At 63.7% G+C, this 17,432-nt stretch carries 15 protein-coding genes; 6 read left to right on the plus strand and 9 right to left on the minus strand.

What is annotated here, in order from left to right; genetic code table 11:
* Positions 1–41: 41 nt before the first annotated feature.
* Positions 42–245 carry a hypothetical protein gene (locus IEI94_RS04435; RefSeq protein WP_191165965.1) on the minus strand — a complete coding sequence of 68 codons (204 nt, stop codon included), beginning with the start codon at positions 243–245 and terminating at the stop codon, positions 42–44.
* Between the two features lie 35 nt (positions 246–280).
* Between IEI94_RS04435 and ispH the strand changes: the two genes are divergently transcribed.
* Complete coding sequence (gene ispH, locus IEI94_RS04440; RefSeq protein ID WP_191165967.1) at positions 281–1,288, plus strand: 4-hydroxy-3-methylbut-2-enyl diphosphate reductase; 1,008 nt, start codon at positions 281–283, stop codon at positions 1,286–1,288.
* A 139-nt stretch (positions 1,289–1,427) separates the two neighbouring features.
* On the opposite strand, the gene IEI94_RS04445 is transcribed toward ispH, so the two are convergent.
* Positions 1,428–1,706, minus strand: coding sequence for a hypothetical protein (locus IEI94_RS04445; RefSeq protein WP_191165969.1), 279 nt, complete (start codon positions 1,704–1,706; stop codon positions 1,428–1,430).
* Positions 1,707–1,948: 242 nt separating this feature from the next.
* Between IEI94_RS04445 and IEI94_RS04450 the strand changes: the two genes are divergently transcribed.
* From IEI94_RS04450 to IEI94_RS04460, 3 genes are all read left to right on the plus strand, one after another.
* Positions 1,949–3,625, plus strand: a complete 1,677-nt coding sequence (locus tag IEI94_RS04450) for a carbon starvation protein A (protein ID WP_191165971.1) — start codon at positions 1,949–1,951, stop codon at positions 3,623–3,625.
* Between the two features lie 20 nt (positions 3,626–3,645).
* On the plus strand, positions 3,646–3,948 hold the full coding sequence (locus IEI94_RS04455) for a cory-CC-star protein (protein ID WP_191165973.1): 303 nt from the start codon (positions 3,646–3,648) through the stop codon (positions 3,946–3,948).
* A gap of 214 nt (positions 3,949–4,162) precedes the next feature.
* Positions 4,163–5,170, plus strand: coding sequence for an ArsA family ATPase (locus tag IEI94_RS04460; protein WP_191166244.1), 1,008 nt, complete (start codon positions 4,163–4,165; stop codon positions 5,168–5,170).
* Here IEI94_RS04460 and IEI94_RS04465 read toward each other — a convergent pair.
* From IEI94_RS04465 to metG, 5 genes are all read right to left on the minus strand, one after another.
* Positions 5,167–6,240: a carboxysome shell carbonic anhydrase domain-containg protein gene (locus IEI94_RS04465; protein WP_191165975.1), complete on the minus strand. Its 1,074-nt coding sequence runs from the start codon at positions 6,238–6,240 to the stop codon at positions 5,167–5,169. The two genes, IEI94_RS04460 and IEI94_RS04465, sit on opposite strands and share 4 nt — an antisense overlap.
* A 19-nt stretch (positions 6,241–6,259) precedes the next feature.
* Complete coding sequence (gene nth, locus IEI94_RS04470) at positions 6,260–6,895, minus strand: endonuclease III (protein WP_191165977.1); 636 nt, start codon at positions 6,893–6,895, stop codon at positions 6,260–6,262.
* Positions 6,892–7,878 carry an RnfABCDGE type electron transport complex subunit B gene (locus IEI94_RS04475; RefSeq protein ID WP_191165979.1) on the minus strand — a complete coding sequence of 329 codons (987 nt, stop codon included), beginning with the start codon at positions 7,876–7,878 and terminating at the stop codon, positions 6,892–6,894. The genes nth and IEI94_RS04475 overlap by 4 nt, the downstream gene beginning before the upstream one ends.
* A 90-nt stretch (positions 7,879–7,968) precedes the next feature.
* The gene (locus IEI94_RS04480; protein WP_191165981.1) at positions 7,969–9,561 is read right to left on the minus strand and encodes a diguanylate cyclase domain-containing protein; all 1,593 of its coding nucleotides are present in this window, start codon (positions 9,559–9,561) and stop codon (positions 7,969–7,971) included.
* Between the two features lie 145 nt (positions 9,562–9,706).
* Complete coding sequence (gene metG / locus IEI94_RS04485) at positions 9,707–11,752, minus strand: methionine--tRNA ligase (protein WP_191165983.1); 2,046 nt, start codon at positions 11,750–11,752, stop codon at positions 9,707–9,709.
* A 261-nt stretch (positions 11,753–12,013) separates the two neighbouring features.
* Here metG and IEI94_RS04490 point away from each other — a divergent pair, with 261 nt between their 5' ends.
* Together IEI94_RS04490 and IEI94_RS04495 are read left to right on the plus strand one after the other, a co-directional pair.
* Positions 12,014–12,283: a hypothetical protein gene (locus IEI94_RS04490; protein WP_191165985.1), complete on the plus strand. Its 270-nt coding sequence runs from the start codon at positions 12,014–12,016 to the stop codon at positions 12,281–12,283.
* 128 nt (positions 12,284–12,411) lie between these two features.
* Positions 12,412–14,793, plus strand: a complete 2,382-nt coding sequence (locus IEI94_RS04495; protein ID WP_191165987.1) for a DNA polymerase II — start codon at positions 12,412–12,414, stop codon at positions 14,791–14,793.
* Here IEI94_RS04495 and IEI94_RS04500 read toward each other — a convergent pair.
* Together IEI94_RS04500 and thiI are read right to left on the minus strand one after the other, a co-directional pair.
* Positions 14,790–15,929 (minus strand): LBF_2804 family protein, encoded by a 1,140-nt coding sequence (locus tag IEI94_RS04500; protein ID WP_191165989.1) that lies wholly within the window; start codon positions 15,927–15,929, stop codon positions 14,790–14,792. The genes IEI94_RS04495 and IEI94_RS04500 overlap by 4 nt on opposite strands.
* Entirely contained in the window at positions 15,926–17,410 is a 1,485-nt protein-coding gene (thiI, locus tag IEI94_RS04505) for a tRNA uracil 4-sulfurtransferase ThiI (RefSeq protein WP_191165990.1), read from the minus strand. The genes IEI94_RS04500 and thiI overlap by 4 nt, the downstream gene beginning before the upstream one ends.
* Between the last annotated feature and the right edge of the window lie 22 nt (positions 17,411–17,432).

The raw sequence follows: 17,432 nt of genomic DNA on the forward strand, positions 1-17,432 counted from the left end.
TAACTCTCCGCATCACCTTGCGTAAGCCAGTCATGCGCTGTTCAAAGGGTACCGGCCTGGTTACTGGCCTGCAACGGCTCCGTTCGCGCCACCCCGTTTTTCTTCAGCAGGGTGCCAGACAGGCGCTTTTCAAGCAGCATCATGGTTTCCCGGTTTGCTGGTAGGATGATCGCGATACGGGATATCAGGTCGGCATGGATCGCTGATCCATTAGACGTGCCGTCTATTTTAACGGCACTCTCCATTTTTCTAGCGATGCCCAGGCATCGAAGGCGTGAGCATGGCTTCTGAAACAGCTTCCAAGACGCTCCCGGAAACGACAAACGCATCCCCCGTACAGATCAAACTGGCCAACCCGCGCGGTTTTTGCGCCGGCGTCAACCGGGCAATCGATATCGTCAATCGCGCACTGGATGTATTTGGACCGCCAATTTATGTGCGCCATGAGGTCGTTCACAACCGTTTTGTGGTCGAAACGCTACGCGAGCGCGGTGCGGTGTTCGTCGAAGAGCTGGATGACGTGCCGGATGACGTCATCGTGATTTTTTCTGCCCATGGCGTTTCGCGTGCGGTGCAGCAGGATGCCGAGCGGCGCGGACTCAAAGTCTTCGATGCCACCTGCCCTCTGGTCACCAAGGTTCACATGGAAGTGCTGCGCTACGCCAAGCTCGGCCAGGAGTGCATCTTGATTGGTCACGAAGGCCACCCTGAAGTAGAAGGCACCATGGGACGCTATGACACGTCCTACGGCGGTCGAATCTATCTCGTCGAGGACGAACACGACGCGGCCAATCTGGATGTCGAAGATCCCACGCAGCTGGCGTTCGTGACCCAGACCACGCTCTCGATGGACGATACCGCCAAGGTAATTGATGCGCTGCGGGGTAAATTCCCCGACATCAGTGGCCCGCGAACGGATGATATCTGCTATGCCACCCAGAACCGCCAAGACGCCGTGCGCGAGATGGCCGCCGAGTGCGATCTGGTGCTGGTAGTCGGCAGTGCCAATAGTTCCAACTCCAATCGCCTGCGTGAGCTTGCCGAGAGCATGGGTACGCCAGCCTATCTGATCGATAATGCCGAGCAGGTCGATGCAGGCTGGCTGACTGACGCGCAGAGCGTCGGCGTCACTGCCGGGGCCAGTGCGCCGGAGGTGTTAGTGAAAGGTGTGATTGAACGGCTGATATCCCTTGGCGCTGCCGCACCAGAAGAGCTCGCAGGACGCGAAGAAACCATCACTTTCTCGATGCCCCGTGAGCTGCGTCAACAGGTCATTGCTAGCAGCTGATGCCACCTGGACCATCAGTGCCCCTGCACCGGGCTGGCTATCTGCGGTCCAGGGTGTCTTGGCGAGTATCCGCAAGTGCCACGCCTAACCGCGCACGGTGGCGCAGGTAGCGGGTCTTCGTCATCGGGGCGCTGGGGCACTATTTATTGTCACCATTGGCCTGGGTGAAGCGCGGGGCCAGCGGTCCCAGCCACAGCCACACCTGCAGGACGACCAGCATGGGCATCAGCCATGCCGGCGCGCCGGTTACCGCGAGCAGGATGCGGTAGATAAAGAACGCGGTGATCCCGGCCAGCAGACCGACCAGCGGAAACAGAAACGGTCGCTGATAGCCGGGTCGGCGGCTGAGGCGAAACAGCGAGCCGGTGAAGGCGCCAAAGGCGGCGGACATGGCCAAAGGGGTCCAGAATGCATCCATGATGGAGGCCTCTACGAGATAATATCGGGCCATCGCCAAAGGCAATGGTCATGTTGGCAGCCTATCCTTGGCGTACAGCGCTTACCTTTCGACCTTCGATGTAAATTGCCTGGAAATGCCTTGCCTGCAATGGATTTATCGGAATCCAGACGCCATTATTAGGCGCGTAAGCATTGGCCTGATAAAAACGACACGTCGGAAAATCGCTACGCCGCGTTTTCCCCGCGCAAGGAGCCTCAGTCATGAGTGCAATTGTCCTATTGGTTCTGGGTCTTGCCGGGATGGCCGGGGGGTACTTCGTGTACTCCAAGTTCATCGCCGAGAAGATCTATCAACTGGATCCCGACTTCAAGACGCCTGCCCATGAATACGAAGACGGTGTCGACTACGTTCCCACCAACCGCTTTATTCTCTGGGGCCACCATTTCACCTCGGTAGCCGGTGCCGCACCCATCGTCGGGCCGGCGATAGCGGTGATCTGGGGGTGGCTGCCGGCTTTCCTGTGGGTGGTGTTCGGCACCATCTTCTTCGCCGGTGTCCATGACTTTGGTGCCATCTGGGCCAGTGTGCGCAATAAGGCCAAGTCGGTCGGGGCACTGACCGGCGATGTGGTGGGGACGCGTGCACGCAGCATCTTCATGATCGTGATCTTCCTGGTGTTGTTGATGGTCAACGCGGTATTCGCAGTGGTCATCGCCGGTCTGATGATGAACTTCTCGAGTGCGGTGGTGCCGGTGTGGGGGGCGATCCTGGTGGCTCTGATCATCGGGCAACTGATCTATCGCCGCATGTTGAGCCTGCCAATGGTCTCGGTAATCGGCGTGCTGGCGCTCTACGCGCTGATCGGACTCGGTCCGTCGGTGCCGATCCAGATGCCTGCCGAAGTGGCGGGTTTCTCCGGCAACGCGGTGTGGATTCTAATTCTGTTCGGCTATGCCGCTATCGCTTCGCTGCTGCCGGTATGGGTGCTGCTGCAACCGCGCGATTACATCAATGGCCTGCAGCTGTTCATCGGTCTGATCATCCTCTACGGCGCCATTCTGTTTCTCAATCCGAGTATCGTGGCACCGATGGTCAACAGTGATGTGCCAGCGGGCACGCCATCGATGCTGCCGCTGCTGTTCGTGACCATCGCCTGCGGTGCGATCTCCGGCTTCCACGGCCTGGTCTCGTCGGGCACCACCTCCAAGCAGCTCAACAAGGAGACCGACGCACGTTTCGTCGGCTATTTTGGTGCCGTGGGCGAAGGCATGTTGGCGCTGGCTGCGATTCTCGCCGCCACCGCTGGCTTTGCGTCCCTGGCCGACTGGCAGGCCATGTACACCGCCTTCGGGGCCGGTGGCGTGAACGCCTTCGTCGAGGGTGGTGCCTTCATGATCCATAACGGCCTGGGCCTGCCGGAAGCCACGGCCGCGACGCTGCTGACAGTCATGGCAGCACTGTTTGCCGGCACCACCATGGATACCGGCCTGCGCCTGCAGCGCTATATCTTCCAGGAGTGGGGCGAGATCTATAACCAGCCGTGGATGAAGAAATCGGCTCCGGCCACGCTGCTGGCGGTGGGTAGCTGCCTGCTGCTGGCCTTCGGTGCCGGCGGCGCCGATGGCACCGGTGGCATGATCATCTGGCCGCTGTTCGGCACCACCAACCAGCTGCTGGCGGGTCTGACCCTGCTGGTGATCACGGTGATGCTGGTGCGCCTGCGTCGCCCGATGTGGTACACCCTGGTGCCGCTGTGCTTCCTGCTGGTGATGACCATTGCCGCGCTGCTGATTCAGCTGCGCACCTTCTTCAACGACGGCAACTATTTCCTGCTGTTCCTGGACATCGTGGTGCTGATTGCCGCCATCATGGTGGCCATGGAGTGTGCGGCGGCGCTCAAACGCACCCGCGCGGAAATGGCCGAACAGGGTGACTGACGTTACCCGAGGAGCGATCTATGCACGACGATCATGACAGCGGTCATGATCCTCGTCGCGAAAAGCTACGGGCCTGGCTGAGCCAGGCCCGTTTCTTCGCCGAGGAGGTCTACTCCTCGCGCTATCGCGGGGCGATTGCTCGCGCCCGACGCGACGAGGACGACCTGTTCATGCTGCTGGTATTCTCGGAGATGATGGGGGTGCCCAATCCGGCCGCCTATTACACCCTGGAGCTCCAGCCGCTGCTGCTGGAACGCTTCCATGACTGGCATAAACGGATGGGAATGGAGCGCTCGCCGCTGGATCATTTCAAATGCTGCTAGCGCCGACGGCTGCGACACACAAGCGTACCCATTAGCATTGCTTGGGTGGCAGTGCTCGGGGCTGATCCGTCGACAAGCCTGCGAGGGGGCGCCGTGAACCCCTCCCTGGGGGCTACCTGGACCATCCCTGGTCCAGAACCCCCTCTTCGGCTTGTCCCCGGCGCCCCTCGCCGCAGCCGTTGCAACAGCCCCGCGACATTGGGATAAGTGCATGATGAAAGAACTACTGCAGAAACGCCTGCTATGGGTCGGCGGCAAGGGCGGGGTGGGCAAGACCACCGTGGCCGCCTCGCTGGCGGTACTTGCCGCACGCCGCGAGCGGCGGGTGCTGGTGGTCTCCACCGACCCGGCTCACAGTCTGGGCGATGTCTTCGATCGCGAGCTGAACGATGCGCCGCGGCGCCTGCTCCCCAACCTCGACGCCATGGAGATCGACCCCGATATCGAGGTCGAGGCCCATCTGGCGCGGGTCACCGAGCAGATGCGCCGCTACGCGGCGCCGGAGATGATGAAGGAGCTCGAGCGTCAGATGCGTCTGACTCGGCAGTCGCCGGGCACCCAGGAAGCAGCACTGCTCGAGCGCCTGGCGCGGCTGATGACCGATGACCAGTTGCCCTATGATCTGATCATCTTCGACACCGCGCCTACCGGCCATACGCTACGCCTGTTGACCCTGCCCGAGGCGATGGCGGCGTGGACCGATGGCCTGCTGGCGCACAATCGCAAGTCCGAGGAGCTGGGCAAGGTGCTCCAGCACCTGACCCCCAAGCGCGGCCGTGACGTTGCCACGCCGTTCGACGACCCCCAGGAAGACGCCTTCAGCGATCTCGATGAGCGCACCCGCGACGTGGCCCAGACCTTGCTCACTCGACGCCGGCTGTTTCACCAGGCGCGACGGCGCATCGAAAACCGTGACGAGAGCAACTTTCTGTTCGTGATGACTCCCGAGCGGCTGCCGATCCTCGAGACCGTGCGTGCCGTCGAGGCGCTCGAGGCTGTCAATATTCCGGTGGCTGGCACCCTGGTCAATCGGGTGATTCCCGAGGATGCCGACGGGGACTTTCTGCGCGCGCGGCGCGAGCAGGAAGCGGTCTACCTGGCCAGTATCGACCATGCCTTCAGCCATCTGCCAAGGCCACACCTGCCGTGGTTACCCACCGACGTGCAGGGTATCGAGATCCTCGACGACCTGGCCGACCGTCTCGAGGGCCTGGGCTTCTAGCGCGACATGTCGTGAGTGTCGAGCAGATCGAGGCGGCGCGTCGGCCAGTGCACCACCGCGGTGTGCCGTACCATGCGTTCGGCAAGTGCCGGGTGATCGCGGCGAATCACCTGGCTGGCGAAGTCCGACAGAAAGCGTGACTTGAGCTCGGCGCGGGCGCGATCAACGCCGATGTCCTGGTAGGGCGTCGAGGCCAGCAGCATGAAACCGTCGTCGGGAATCCGCCCGGCGCGCATATTGGCATCGATGATGCTCGCCGCCGTCCCGACGGGTTCCGAGAGGTTGGGGCTGTAGGGCCCGACGATTAGCGCGGTATTTGGCACATGCAGAAAGTCGAAGCCGCGGCCGACGCAGATCACCCATTCACGATGCTCGATATCCAGTGCGCGGGAGACCCCACGCAGCGCCTCGACGTGTGCCAGGTTGCCCTCCAGCAGTGGCAGCAGATCCCGTAGTGTGGCCGATGGCATATCAGGGCACAGCGTGGTGATGCGCTGGGCCAGGCCGTCGGCCTGATCGGCACTCAGCGAGCCGATATCGAGCGTCTTGCCGTCGTCGCCGTGAATGATCAGCGCGTCGCTGTCGGTTTCGAAGCCGCACACCAGCGGATAGACATGGCGGTGGTCAGCGCCGAACAGCTGCTCGGCCTGGGCGCGGATCTCGTAGGCATGGGCCAGTGCCGCCTGGCTGTCACAGTCGAACCCGGCGCAGCCGCGGGAGCGTTCACCGCGGGAGAAGTGATAGGTGATCAGCATCAGCACGCCGTGGCCGGCGCGCGCGGCTTCGCTGACGCTCTCGGCCAGCATCTCGCCCAGATAGGGCCAGCCGAGGTGGAAAATGCCACCAAGATTGCGAAACGGACGGATGATGCCCAGCGGCGTGCGAGTGGCATGTGGCAGATGAATGCGTCCGTCCATGCACTTCATCGCCACGATACGGGTCGGGTGTGCGGCCAGATAGCGCTCCCGGGCCAGCCAGGCCGAGGGGCTGCCGAACGTCTCTGCGTGATCCCGGGAGAGCGTTAGCAGCCACTCGATACGCTGTGCCAGGGGGCGGTCATGAATCTGCATGGGCGGCTCGTTGTATGGGTTAGAGTTCGACCTTGTCCTTGAACTCGCACAGGTCCTCGATCACACAGCTGCCGCAGCGCGGCTTGCGTGCTACGCAAGTATAGCGGCCGTGAAGAATCAGCCAGTGGTGGGCGTCCTGGCGAAACTCCCTGGGCACATGGCGCATCAGCTTCTTTTCAACCTCGACCACGTCCTTGCCCGGGGCGAGGCGAGTGCGGTTGGAGACACGGAAGATATGGGTATCGACGGCGATGGTGGGCTGGCCAAAGGCGGTATTGAGGATCACGTTGGCGGTCTTGCGGCCCACGCCGGGCAGCGCCTCGAGCGCGGCACGGGTCTGCGGCACCTCGCCGGCGTGCTTGTCGACCAGGAGATGACAGGTCTTCATCAGGTTCTCGGCCTTGGTGTTGTAGAGACCGATGGTCATGATGTGCTGCTTGAGGCCATCGATGCCAAGCTCGATGATCGCCTGGGGGGTGTTGGCAACCGGGAACAGCCTGGCGGTGGCCTTGTTGACGCCGACATCGGTAGCCTGGGCCGAGAGCAGCACCGCCACCAGTAGCTCGAAGGGCGTGCTCCAGTTCAGCTCGGTGGTCGGTTCGGGCATATGGTCGCGCAGCCGGGTAAATATCTCGTGGCGTTTCTGGGCATTCATGTCGGTTGGCCGTGTGACGGTGACTGAGAGGCGAGGGCGGCGCGAGCCTGCTCGAGCATGGCGCTGGCCTGGTCGATCTGCTGCTCGGCGCTGGCCTTGGCGGCGGGGTCATGTTGGCGCTCGGCGTGGGCCAACTGTTGGCGCGCCTTGCGCAGCGACTGTTCGGCGGCGTTGACCGCCATACGCTTCTGGTGCAGCGAAGAGGCGCGGGGGGGCGAAGCCTGGGGGGGCTGCCCGAGCTGCCGGTCGAGGGCGTCGAGCTGAGATTGGTGCTCGGCGATACGCGTCGCCAATGCCTCGCGCTGCTCATCGTCCGCGGCGTTCTGCTGCTGACGTGTCAGGCGTTTGAGGGCAGCGGTCAGCCTCACACGATTGGCGCGCAGGGCGCTGGCAGACAGCGATGGTGTTTGCGTAGTGGTTACCGGGGCGGCCTTGGCCAACCGCTCGGCGCGGCGCCGTTGCTTGGCCTCGGCCTGGGCCGCCAGACGCTGCTGGCGCGCCTCGAAGCGGCGCCGACCTTGGTGGGCACGATAGGCGAGATAGCGCTGCTGCTGCTGTTCGCTCCTGGCGGCCTGCCACTGCGGGTGCGGCAGCAAATCGATGCAGTCGACCGGGCAGGGGGCGACACACAGCTCGCAGCCGGTGCACTGATCAACGATGACCGTGTGCATCAGCTTGGCGGCACCGACGATGGCGTCCACCGGGCAGGCCTGGATGCACTTGGTGCAGCCGATGCACTCGTCCTCGCGGACATAGGCGGTCAGCGGCGACTGGGCCGGCTGATCCAGGGCGCTGACGGGGCGACCGGTGATTGCTGCCAGGCGTGCCACGGTGCGCTCACCGCCGGGTGGGCAGCGGTTGATGGCCTCGCCTTGGGCGATCGCCTCGGCATAGGGGCGGCAGCCCGGCTGGCCGCACTTGCCGCACTGGGTCTGGGGGAGCTCGGCGTCGATGGCGTCAATCAGAACATGCTTGCCCGTCACAGTGGCTCCTCATTGGGCTCGTCGACAGGCCATTATTGTACTGACTTTGCCGTGCAACAGGTACCGGACGGGCAGGTCGTTGGACCACTGCTAGGGGGCCAGGGTGGACGCGTGTCGCTGGGCAGGGTTTGCCTCGACCCGATTTCGCCCTTTCTCCTTGGCGAGGTAGAGTGCCTGATCGGCTGCCTGCATCAGCGTCACGGCATCTTTCAGTCCCGTGGGGTGGCATCTGGCGACGCCGATGCTCACCGTTACGTAGGGGGCAGTGGGTGACGTGGCGTGTGGCAGGGCCCGCGCTTCGATGGCCTGGCGCAGCGACTCTGCTTGCTCGATGGCCGCTTCGAGGGAGGTATCTGGCAGCAGAACGCTGAACTCCTCGCCCCCCGTGCGGGCGGCCAGCACGTGCTGGGAACCGAGATGCTGCTGCATGCACTCGGCCAGCGTGATCAGGCAATCATCGCCGACGAGATGTCCATAGTGGTCGTTGTAGAGCTTGAAATGGTCGATATCGATCATCAATGCCGAGACTTCGTCACCAGACATCAGCGCTTTATGCAGTGCCTGCTCGAGGCGTTGATCGAACAGGCGGCGGTTAGCGAGTCCGGTCAGGGAGTCATGCTGGGACAAATTGAGTAACAGAGACGACTGCTGCTGGTGGTGAGCGAGCAGGTCGCGAAACTCCTGGGCCAGGGTGCCGATTTCATCGCGGCGTTTTAGCAGCGACGCTGGCATTTGGGGAGGGGGAGATTCGAGGTGCACGCGCTGCGTGAATCGCGAGAACTGACGGAGTGGGGCCAGCACGATGCTTTCGAGCAGCCACAGCACTACCAGAAGCGTCACGATCAGTACGCCGCTTGTCCAGTAGAGGGCAAACCGAAAGGTTTCAAGGCTCGCTTGATAGCGCTGGCGCGGGAGTAGCGCCTCGATACGAATCAGGTGGTCATCGGGCAAGGCTTCGATGGTACGTCTGGCTGCCATCCTGGTCGCTGATACGCGCTGCAGGCCCTGGTGTGTCCCAGTGGCGTCGCGCAAGTGGCTTCTCAGGTCCAGGTCGATGCCGGTGGTATCGCGCAGCTGTTCGATCCACGACGTCGACATGGGGCGCACCATCAGCAGTGAGCCGGCCGCGGGGGACGCCTCATAGCTTCGATAGATGCCCGACATGGCAGCCATGGCCAGCTCGGGTTTGGCCGATAGCCACGTCTGGGTGTCGTCGTTCTGACTCTCGAGCCTCGGCTGCAAGGTGTCAATATAACTCTCGGCCCACTCGCAGGGAGGCGCTACGCTAGCACATGAAGTGAACTCGTCGTTGCCGTCGAACCCCACTATCCAGACAGGCTGATGGTGTGCGTCGAGAAAGAGCATCACCCTGAGGTCGAGCGTTTCCAGTGTGCTCTCATACAGGTTGGAGTCGACATACTCGGGGCGTTCGCCCAGCACGAACTGGTAGGTGTCATCCCACCAGGCCCAGTCCTCCACCACCCGCCTCATATGCGCAAGCTCGCTGTCCATGGCACGCTCGACTCGGTCGAGCTCGCCGCCCGCGAACTGCTCTTCGTCCTCGAGCAGGATCGGCATGATCTGATGGCGGGCCACCAGCACCAACGCCAGAAACGCAAGGCACAGCACGCCGCACAGGGCGAGCATGAAACGATGGCGTAATGAGGTGAACGGACGTGGCATTGAGATTCCTCGGTGCCCTGCGCACCGTTTTGTAAGAGATATCTTACAAAGCCTATCGGCGAGTACTAACGATTCTTTAGTTTCATGGCCACAAAAAAGGCGCCCGTGAGAGTCCGGGCGCCTGCCGCGAGTCAGCTGGTTGGGGCTACACCACGCGTTGGCCTGGTTCGGCACCTGAATCAGGCGAAAGCAGGTAGATACCGTCGTTGTTGCCGGCGGCCAGCACCATGCCTTCGGAGACGCCGAAGCGCATCTTGCGCGGAGCCAGGTTGGCAACCATGACCGTCAGCCGACCCTCCAGCGCTTCCGGCGCGTAGGCGGATCGGATGCCGGAGAAGACCGTGCGGGTCTCGCCGCCGAGGTCGAGGGTCAGCTGCAGCAGCTTGTCGGCACCTTCGACGTAGTCGGCCTTGGCGATACGGGCGATGCGCAGGTCGACCTTGATGAAGTCGTCGAAGCTGATCTCGGCGGCGATGGGATCGTCGCTTAGCGGTCCCTTGGGGGACTCCTTGAGTTTCTGTTCTTCCACCAGGTCCTCCTTGGATGCCTCGATCATGGCATCGATCTTGTCGCGTTCGACGCGGGTCATCAACGGCTTGAACTTGGCGACCGCGTGATCCAACAGCACCTCGTGGCGGCTGTGCCAGGCGAGGCTGTCGAGCTTGAGGAACTCGCGCGCGCCCTCGGCCATGGCCGGGACCACCGGGGCCAGGTAGACCATCAGCTGGCGGAACAGGTTGATGCCCACCGAGCAGATATCGAGCACTTCCTGCTCGCGCCCTGGCTCCTTGGCCAGCACCCAAGGCGCCTTGTCGGCGATATAGGTGTTCGCCTCGTCGGCGAGTTCCATTATCTTGCGCATGGCGCGGCCGAACTCGCGCGCCTCGAAATCGGCGGCAATGTCGTCGCCGGCGGCGATGAAACGGGCCACCAGCTCCGGCTCGGCGCAGTGGGCCGACAGCTTGCCGTCGCCCAACTTCTTGACGAAGCCGGCGCAGCGGCTGGCGATGTTGACCACCTTGCCCACCAGGTCAGAGTTGACGCGCTGCGCGAAGTCTTCGAGGTTGAGGTCGAGGTCGTCGACCCCCGAGGTCAGCTTGGCGGCGAAGTAGTAGCGCAGATATTCCGGGTTGAGATGCTCGGCGTAGGTGGCAGCCTTGATGAAGGTGCCACGCGACTTCGACATCTTGGCGCCGTTGACGGTGACGAAGCCGTGGCAGTTGACCCCGGTGGGGGTGCGGAAGTCGGCACCCTCGAGCATCGCCGGCCAGAACAGGGCGTGGAAGTAGACGATGTCCTTGCCGATGAAGTGATAGACCTCGGCGTCGCTATCGCGCTTCCAGTAGGCGTCGAAGTCGATGCCCTCACGGTCGCAGAGGTTCTTGAAACTGGCCAGGTAGCCGATCGGCGCATCGAGCCAGACATAGAAGTACTTGCCGGGCGCATCGGGGATCTCGAACCCGAAGTAGGGCGCATCGCGGGAGATGTCCCACTCGTTGAGCCCTGATTCGAACCACTCCTGCAGCTTGTTGCTGATCTGGGTCTGGACGTGGTCGCCGCGGGTCCAGCGCTTGAGGAAGTCGGCGAAGTCCGGCAGCTTGAAGAAGAAGTGGGTGGAACTGCGCACTTCCGGAGTGGCGCCGGAGATCGCCGACACCGGATCGATCAGCTCCGCCGGGGTATAGGTGGCGCCGCACGCCTCGCAGTTGTCGCCATACTGATCCTCTGCCTTGCACTTGGGGCAGGTGCCCTTGATAAAGCGGTCGGCGAGGAACAGCCCCTTGACCGGATCGTACATCTGTTCGATGTCGCGGGTGGCGATATGCCCGGCGTTGCGCAGACGGGTATAGATCAGCTCACTGAAGTAGCGGTTTTCGTCGGAGTGGGTCGAGTGGTAGTTGTCGAAGGCCACACCGAAACGCGCGAAATCCGTCTGGTGTTCGCGGGACACACGCTCTATCAATGCCTCAGAGGTGATGCCCTCCTGCTCGGCACGCAGCATGATGGCGGTACCGTGGGCGTCGTCGGCGCAGACGTAGTGGCACTCGTTGCCGCGGCTCTTCTGGAAGCGTACCCAGATATCGGTCTGGATGTACTCCAGCAGATGGCCCAGGTGAATGGCGCCGTTAGCGTAGGGCAGGGCGCTGGTAACGAGAATCTTGCGCGCATGGTGACGTGGCGAGTTGGACATAGTGGCGGTGACGTTTCCCAGAAAATCAGACTCACGATTGTAGCCATCTTCGTCGGCGCCTGCATCCGTGCGCCGCCTTTGTGGTCGAAGCTCGCTTAGGTCGGAGGCCAGGCGCATTGGCGCAGTATCACGCGCTTGGGTAAGATAAGGCCTAACCGTTGGGCAGGTCGAAGGAATCGACCGCTATCGCGGTACTCAGCGCACCACGTTTCGCATCGCCAATAACGTGTTGAACGACTGATCATTCATGGAGGATCACCAATGCTATTACGTACCCTAGTTCCCGCCCTCGTGGCCGTTGCCTTCGTTGCCGGCTGCTCCAGCAATGCCATCTCGCCGAACTATACCAGTGAGAATCCCGACATCATGCGCATCGGCGACGACCGGCCGGCCGATCCCGAGCGCTACGTCGAGGAGATGGGCTCCTACTGCGTCGAGGTCGAGGAGACCTGGAACGATCATGGCACCACTCCCGACGGTCAGACCTTGTGGGCCAAGGACACTGCGCGAAGCGTCGTGCCCTGCGACTGAACGACAGATCAGCATCGAGATGACTACCACCGGCCCGTCCTTGCACGGGCCGGTGGCGTATTGGCCTGACGACATCATCGTGGTCAGGGCGTACCATCCGTGCCTGAATCAATCGGCGAGGCGAGGCGGTGGCTGAACAGGGCTTTCTACTCACCCGACACTGGCGGGATACGCCGGCGGGCTGCAAGGTGTCACTGTGGGTGGCGACCGATGCAGGTCCACGCTATCTGGTATTGCCGATACAGCCAGTGGTGGCGTTCCTGCCCGCCGCCGAGCGTCAGCGAGCCATGCGGCTGCTGGAGAAGGAACGCGACGTTGAGCTGCGTGAACTGGGACTGTGCGACTTTCAGCAGCGGCCTGTCCTGGGCCTCTACTGCAGTCATCAACGGCAGCTGATGCAGCTGGAAAAACGCCTGGGCGATGCCGGTATCACGCTGCTCGAGGCGGATATTCGCCCTCCAGAGCGCTACCTGATGGAGCGTTTCATCACTGCCGCGGTGCGATTCAGTGCCACTCACGCTGAGGGTGGGCGACTACGTGACACTGGGCTCAAGCCGGATGCCACCTATCGCCCCACGCTGCGGCTCTGCTCGCTGGATATCGAGACCAGTGAGCGCGGCGATCTCTACTCCATTGCGGTGGAAGGCTGTGGTCAGCGTCACGTCTATATGCTCGATGAGCAGGGCAGCGCCGAGTCCAGCGCGGCGCCAGACGACATCGACCTGAGCTACTGTGCCACCCGCGCTGAGCTGCTGGAGTGTCTGAACGACTGGGTCGCCAGGCACGACCCGGACGCGATCATCGGCTGGAATCTGGTGCAGTTCGACCTGCGGGTCCTGCAGCGCCACGCGGAGCAACTCGGTGTCCCGCTGCGTCTCGGCCGCGGTGGCGAGGCCATGGGCTGGCGCGCCCACGGCAGCCAGGCCAACCACTATTTCGCCTCGGCGCCGGGGCGGCTGATCATCGACGGCATCGAGGCGCTGCGTCAGGCGACCTGGCAGTTCTCCTCCTTCAGCCTGGAGAGTGTCGCTCAGACGCTGCTTGGCGAGGGCAAGGCGATCGACAATCCCTACCAGCGCATGGACGATATCAACCGCATGTTCGCCGAGGACAAGCCGGCGCTGGCACGCTATAACCTCAAGGACTGCGAACTGGTCACACGGATCTTCGCCAAGACCGAGCTGATCGACTTCCTGCTCGAGCGGGCCGCAGTCACCGGCCTGCCGGTCGATCGCATGGGCGGTTCGGTGGCGGCGTTCTCGCATCTCTATCTGCCGCGCCTGCACCGCCTCGGTTTCGTGGCGCCGAGCCTCGGCGACGTTGAGGGCGACAACAGCCCCGGTGGGTTCGTGATGGACTCGCGCCCCGGCCTCTATGACTCGGTGCTGGTACTCGACTTCAAGAGTCTCTATCCATCGATCATCCGCACCTTCCTGATCGACCCGGTCGGCCTGGTGACAGGGTTGGCCGAGGAGCAGCACGCCCCCGGCAGCGGCCTGACGGTGCCAGGCTTTCGCGGTGCGTACTTCTCGCGCAACCGGCATGCCCTGCCCGAGATCGTGGCGCGGGTCTGGCGGGGCCGCGAGGCCGCCAAGCGCGACGGCAACGCTCCTCTTTCCCAGGCGTTGAAGATCATCATGAACGCCTTCTATGGCGTGCTCGGTTCGCGGGGCTGCCGCTTTTTCGATCCGCGGCTGGCCTCGTCGATCACCCTGCGTGGCCATCAGATCATGCAGCGCACCCGCGAGCTGATCGAGGCCGAGGGGTATACCGTCATCTACGGCGACACCGATTCCACCTTCGTATGGCTGGAGGGCGCTCACGATGGTGACGCCGCCGATGCCATTGGCCGCCGCCTGGCAGACAAGGTCAATGCCTGGTGGCGCGAGCACCTGCGCGCGGCCTACGACCTTGAGAGTGCCCTGGAGCTGCAGTTCGAGACGCACTATCGGCGCTTTCTGATGCCCACCATTCGCGGCGCCGAGGAGGGCAGCAAGAAGCGCTATGCGGGGCTGGTCGACGATGCCGGGGGGCAGCCCCGACTGGTCTTCAAGGGGCTCGAAACGGTGCGCGCCGACTGGACGGCGCTGGCCAAGACATTCCAGCAGACGCTCTACCGACGAATATTTCTCGGTGAGCCCTATCGCGACTTCGTGCGCGACTATGTGGCCCGCACCCTGGCCGGCGAGTACGACGACCAGTTGGTTTACCGCAAGCGGTTGCGACGTCGGCTCGGCGATTATCAGCGCAATGTGCCGCCCCACGTGCGCGCCGCCCGTATGGCCGACGAGCTCAATCAGCGCCTTGGGCGCCCGCAGCAGTACCAGCACGGCGGCTGGATTCGCTATGTGATGACCGTGTCCGGGCCGGAGCCGCTGGAGCAGCGGCGCTCGGCGATCGACTACCAGCACTACCTGACGAGGCAGTTGCAGCCGGTGGCGGATGCCATCCTGCCATTCGTCGATGACGACTTCTCCATGCTGATCGATCGCCAGTTGGGGCTGTTCTAGGTGGCGGGCACGCTGGGCGGTGTCTCGCCGTCCATTATCGCTCGGCGCAGGCGGTTCAGAGCAGGCCGGTCGAAGGGCTGGTCGCAGGTGCGGTAGAGCTCCTCGAGAAACTCGCGACGCCGCCCGCGTAGCGGGCCGACCAGCACCGCGGCCAGGCTCAAGGTGGCCAATAGCCAACGCCGTTCATTGGCGTTGAGCCGCGCCACGCCCTGTGAGTCGCGGGGCCAGTCGACATCCAGCCTGGGGGCCTGCCAGGCAAATGCATCCAGCAGTCGCGACAGCAGGTAGACGTGATTGGCGTGGGCATCCTGATGGCGCATGAGCATTTCCCCAACGCCGTGCAGGATCAGTTGGCGGGCGTCGTCCCCCAGGCTATCGATCTGCTGCTCGAGGTCGGCAACCAGGCTGTCGATGGCGAAAGGTCCCAGCGCGTTCTCCCGCGCCTGGCGCATGATCCAGTAGCTGATCAGGGCATTCCATACGGCATACAGCGGCCCGGTGACCAGCGGCAGGAGCCCGCGCAGTGCCATGCGCCCGAAGAGCCGGCGCATCAGGATGCGCAGCACGAAGCTGGTGACGCCGACCTTCATGCGATACAGCACGGCACGGGCAGTGAGTTTCCAGCGCTGCATCTGGGCGTAGGGATCGATGCCGAAGACGGGATCGCGAGGGCTGGGCAACTCGAGTGCCGCCCGCGCCAGGCCGCGCTTGATCAGCAGGGCGTGTGAGCCGTGCTGAAGCGGTGCCTGGGCGATATGACTGATGCGCAGCACGCCGCGCAGAGCATTCCAGTACAGGAACAGTATCTCGATGGCGCTGATCACGCCGGCTACGGCGAAGAACCCCGCCCAGTAGGGCAGCTGCTCGCGGAGCGTCATGTCCTGCATGCCACCGGCCATTTCCTGGCGCATGTACCACTCCATGCCGCCGATCACCGCGCCGGAGAGGATGCCGGCCAGGGCGGCATATAGAACACGACGTCGGCAGGCGCGGATCAGCGCCTGGCGTTCGGCAGTGGTGCGTGGTCGTCCGGGGTGTGTCACGCGTGGATGGTGGCCTGCCAGATAGTCGCCGGCCCAGCGCTCGATCATGCTGGGCTCGGACACATACTCACGGTGCGGCCCCGGTCGGCTCATGCAGGGCCTCGATCATCGCCCCGGTAGACGCCGAAGTGATCGAAGCCCTGGTCGGCAAGGTGTAGCGCCTGCATGCGGCTCATCACCCCCTGGTCGCAGTAGAGCAGGTAGCGGCGGCGGGGCAGGCTCGGCGCACGTTGCGCCAGCTCGAAGAACGGAATCGCCAGCGGCTCGCCCTCGGGCAGGGTTAGCGGCGCGGCATCGCGTTCGTGGGGGTGGCGGATGTCGATGACGGTGACGTCAGGGGTGGCAAGCAGCGCCTCGGGGCTGGCGACCTCGTCGATCTCGGCAAGTACCGGGGTACTCTCCAGCAGGCGGTCGCTGCGGGTCATGCTCGCTGCCGCGATGGCCGTCTCGAGTACGGCGTCATCGAAGCTCGCCTCGGCGTCCTCGAGCTGGGCCGGGCTGGGGCGCACATGGGGGCGTTGCGAGATCACGCCGCAATACTCGGGTAGCCGTTCGGCGAAGGCGGCGGTGCCGATGCATCGGGCGTCGGCGATGATGTCCTGCTTGTCGCTGGCGATAAGTGGCCGCAGGATCGGGCGCTCACTGACGGCATCGATCAACCCCAGATTGGTCAGGCTCTGGCTCGAGACCTGGGCCAGGGCATCGCCGGTGATCAGCGCCGGGAGGCGGGCGCGGGCGGCAACCCGGTTGGCGGCGCGCAGCATCATGCGTTTAAGGACTACCCCTGCCAGGCCGGCAGGCACATTGCGCTGGATCTCGTCGACCACGCCGCCGAAGGGCACGCTAATGAAGTTGACCCGGTGTGAGGCGCTATAGCGCTGCCAGAGATGGTGGGTGACCTCACGCACTCCGCGCTCATGGGCCGGACCGCCGAGATTGAAGAACAGGAAGTGGGTCTTGAGCCCGCGGCGCAGCAGTCGCCAGGCCGCCACGGGGGAGTCGTAGCCACCCGAGATCAGCGCCAGTGCCTGGCCTTGCGTCCCCAGCGGATAGCCGCCGAGGCCCGGCAGGCGCCGGCTGACCAGCAGCAGCCGTTGATCCTTCAGCTCCAGGCCAACGTCGATCTCGGGATGGCGCAAGTCGACGCCTGCCGTGGGCGCGGCATCCAGCAGGGCGCGGCCCAGGTAGCGCTCGAGGTCTTCGGAGCTGAAGTCATGCCGGCCACGGCGTTTGACACTGACCCGGAAGCGTCGGCCCGGCAGCGCGTCACGCCATAGTGCCACCAGCTGCTCGGCGGTGGTGGCGAAATCGGTAAAGGGGTGCGCCTCCACTACCTGGATGTCATGAATGCCGGGGATCCGCGTCAGGCTGGCCTCGAACGCTGCGCGGGCGCTCCCATCCAGGCCCCGCGAAGGGCGAATCTCCAGCGCGTCCCAGTGGTCGGCGACCCGCACTCGCGGGTCGATATGGCGCAGGCAATTGCGGATATTGGTGCGCAGGCAGCGCACCATCTCCTTGCGCACCGAGCGCGACTTGATGGTGATTTCGCCAAACAGCTTGATCCGATAGCGCATGCGCTTCACTTCGACAGGTCAC

This window comes from Halomonas sp. ML-15 (assembly GCF_014779595.1).
Taxonomy (GTDB): Bacteria; Pseudomonadota; Gammaproteobacteria; order Pseudomonadales; family Halomonadaceae; genus Franzmannia.

What these genes read in the sequence shown, in the direction of transcription:
- IEI94_RS04500 (WP_191165989.1), bottom strand. Translation starts at nt 15,929, where the DNA reads ATGAGCCGACCGGGGCCGCACCGTGAGTATGTGTCCGAGCCCAGCATG.
- metG (WP_191165983.1), bottom strand. Translation starts at nt 11,752, where the DNA reads ATGTCCAACTCGCCACGTCACCATGCGCGCAAGATTCTCGTTACCAGC.
- nth (WP_191165977.1), bottom strand. Translation starts at nt 6,895, where the DNA reads ATGAATGCCCAGAAACGCCACGAGATATTTACCCGGCTGCGCGACCAT.
- IEI94_RS04465 (WP_191165975.1), bottom strand. Translation starts at nt 6,240, where the DNA reads ATGCAGATTCATGACCGCCCCCTGGCACAGCGTATCGAGTGGCTGCTA.
- thiI (WP_191165990.1), bottom strand. Translation starts at nt 17,410, where the DNA reads ATGCGCTATCGGATCAAGCTGTTTGGCGAAATCACCATCAAGTCGCGC.
- ispH (WP_191165967.1), top strand. Translation starts at nt 281, where the DNA reads ATGGCTTCTGAAACAGCTTCCAAGACGCTCCCGGAAACGACAAACGCA.
- IEI94_RS04435 (WP_191165965.1), bottom strand. Translation starts at nt 245, where the DNA reads ATGGAGAGTGCCGTTAAAATAGACGGCACGTCTAATGGATCAGCGATC.
- IEI94_RS04490 (WP_191165985.1), top strand. Translation starts at nt 12,014, where the DNA reads ATGCTATTACGTACCCTAGTTCCCGCCCTCGTGGCCGTTGCCTTCGTT.
- IEI94_RS04455 (WP_191165973.1), top strand. Translation starts at nt 3,646, where the DNA reads ATGCACGACGATCATGACAGCGGTCATGATCCTCGTCGCGAAAAGCTA.
- IEI94_RS04445 (WP_191165969.1), bottom strand. Translation starts at nt 1,706, where the DNA reads ATGGATGCATTCTGGACCCCTTTGGCCATGTCCGCCGCCTTTGGCGCC.
- IEI94_RS04450 (WP_191165971.1), top strand. Translation starts at nt 1,949, where the DNA reads ATGAGTGCAATTGTCCTATTGGTTCTGGGTCTTGCCGGGATGGCCGGG.
- IEI94_RS04480 (WP_191165981.1), bottom strand. Translation starts at nt 9,561, where the DNA reads ATGCCACGTCCGTTCACCTCATTACGCCATCGTTTCATGCTCGCCCTG.
- IEI94_RS04460 (WP_191166244.1), top strand. Translation starts at nt 4,163, where the DNA reads ATGAAAGAACTACTGCAGAAACGCCTGCTATGGGTCGGCGGCAAGGGC.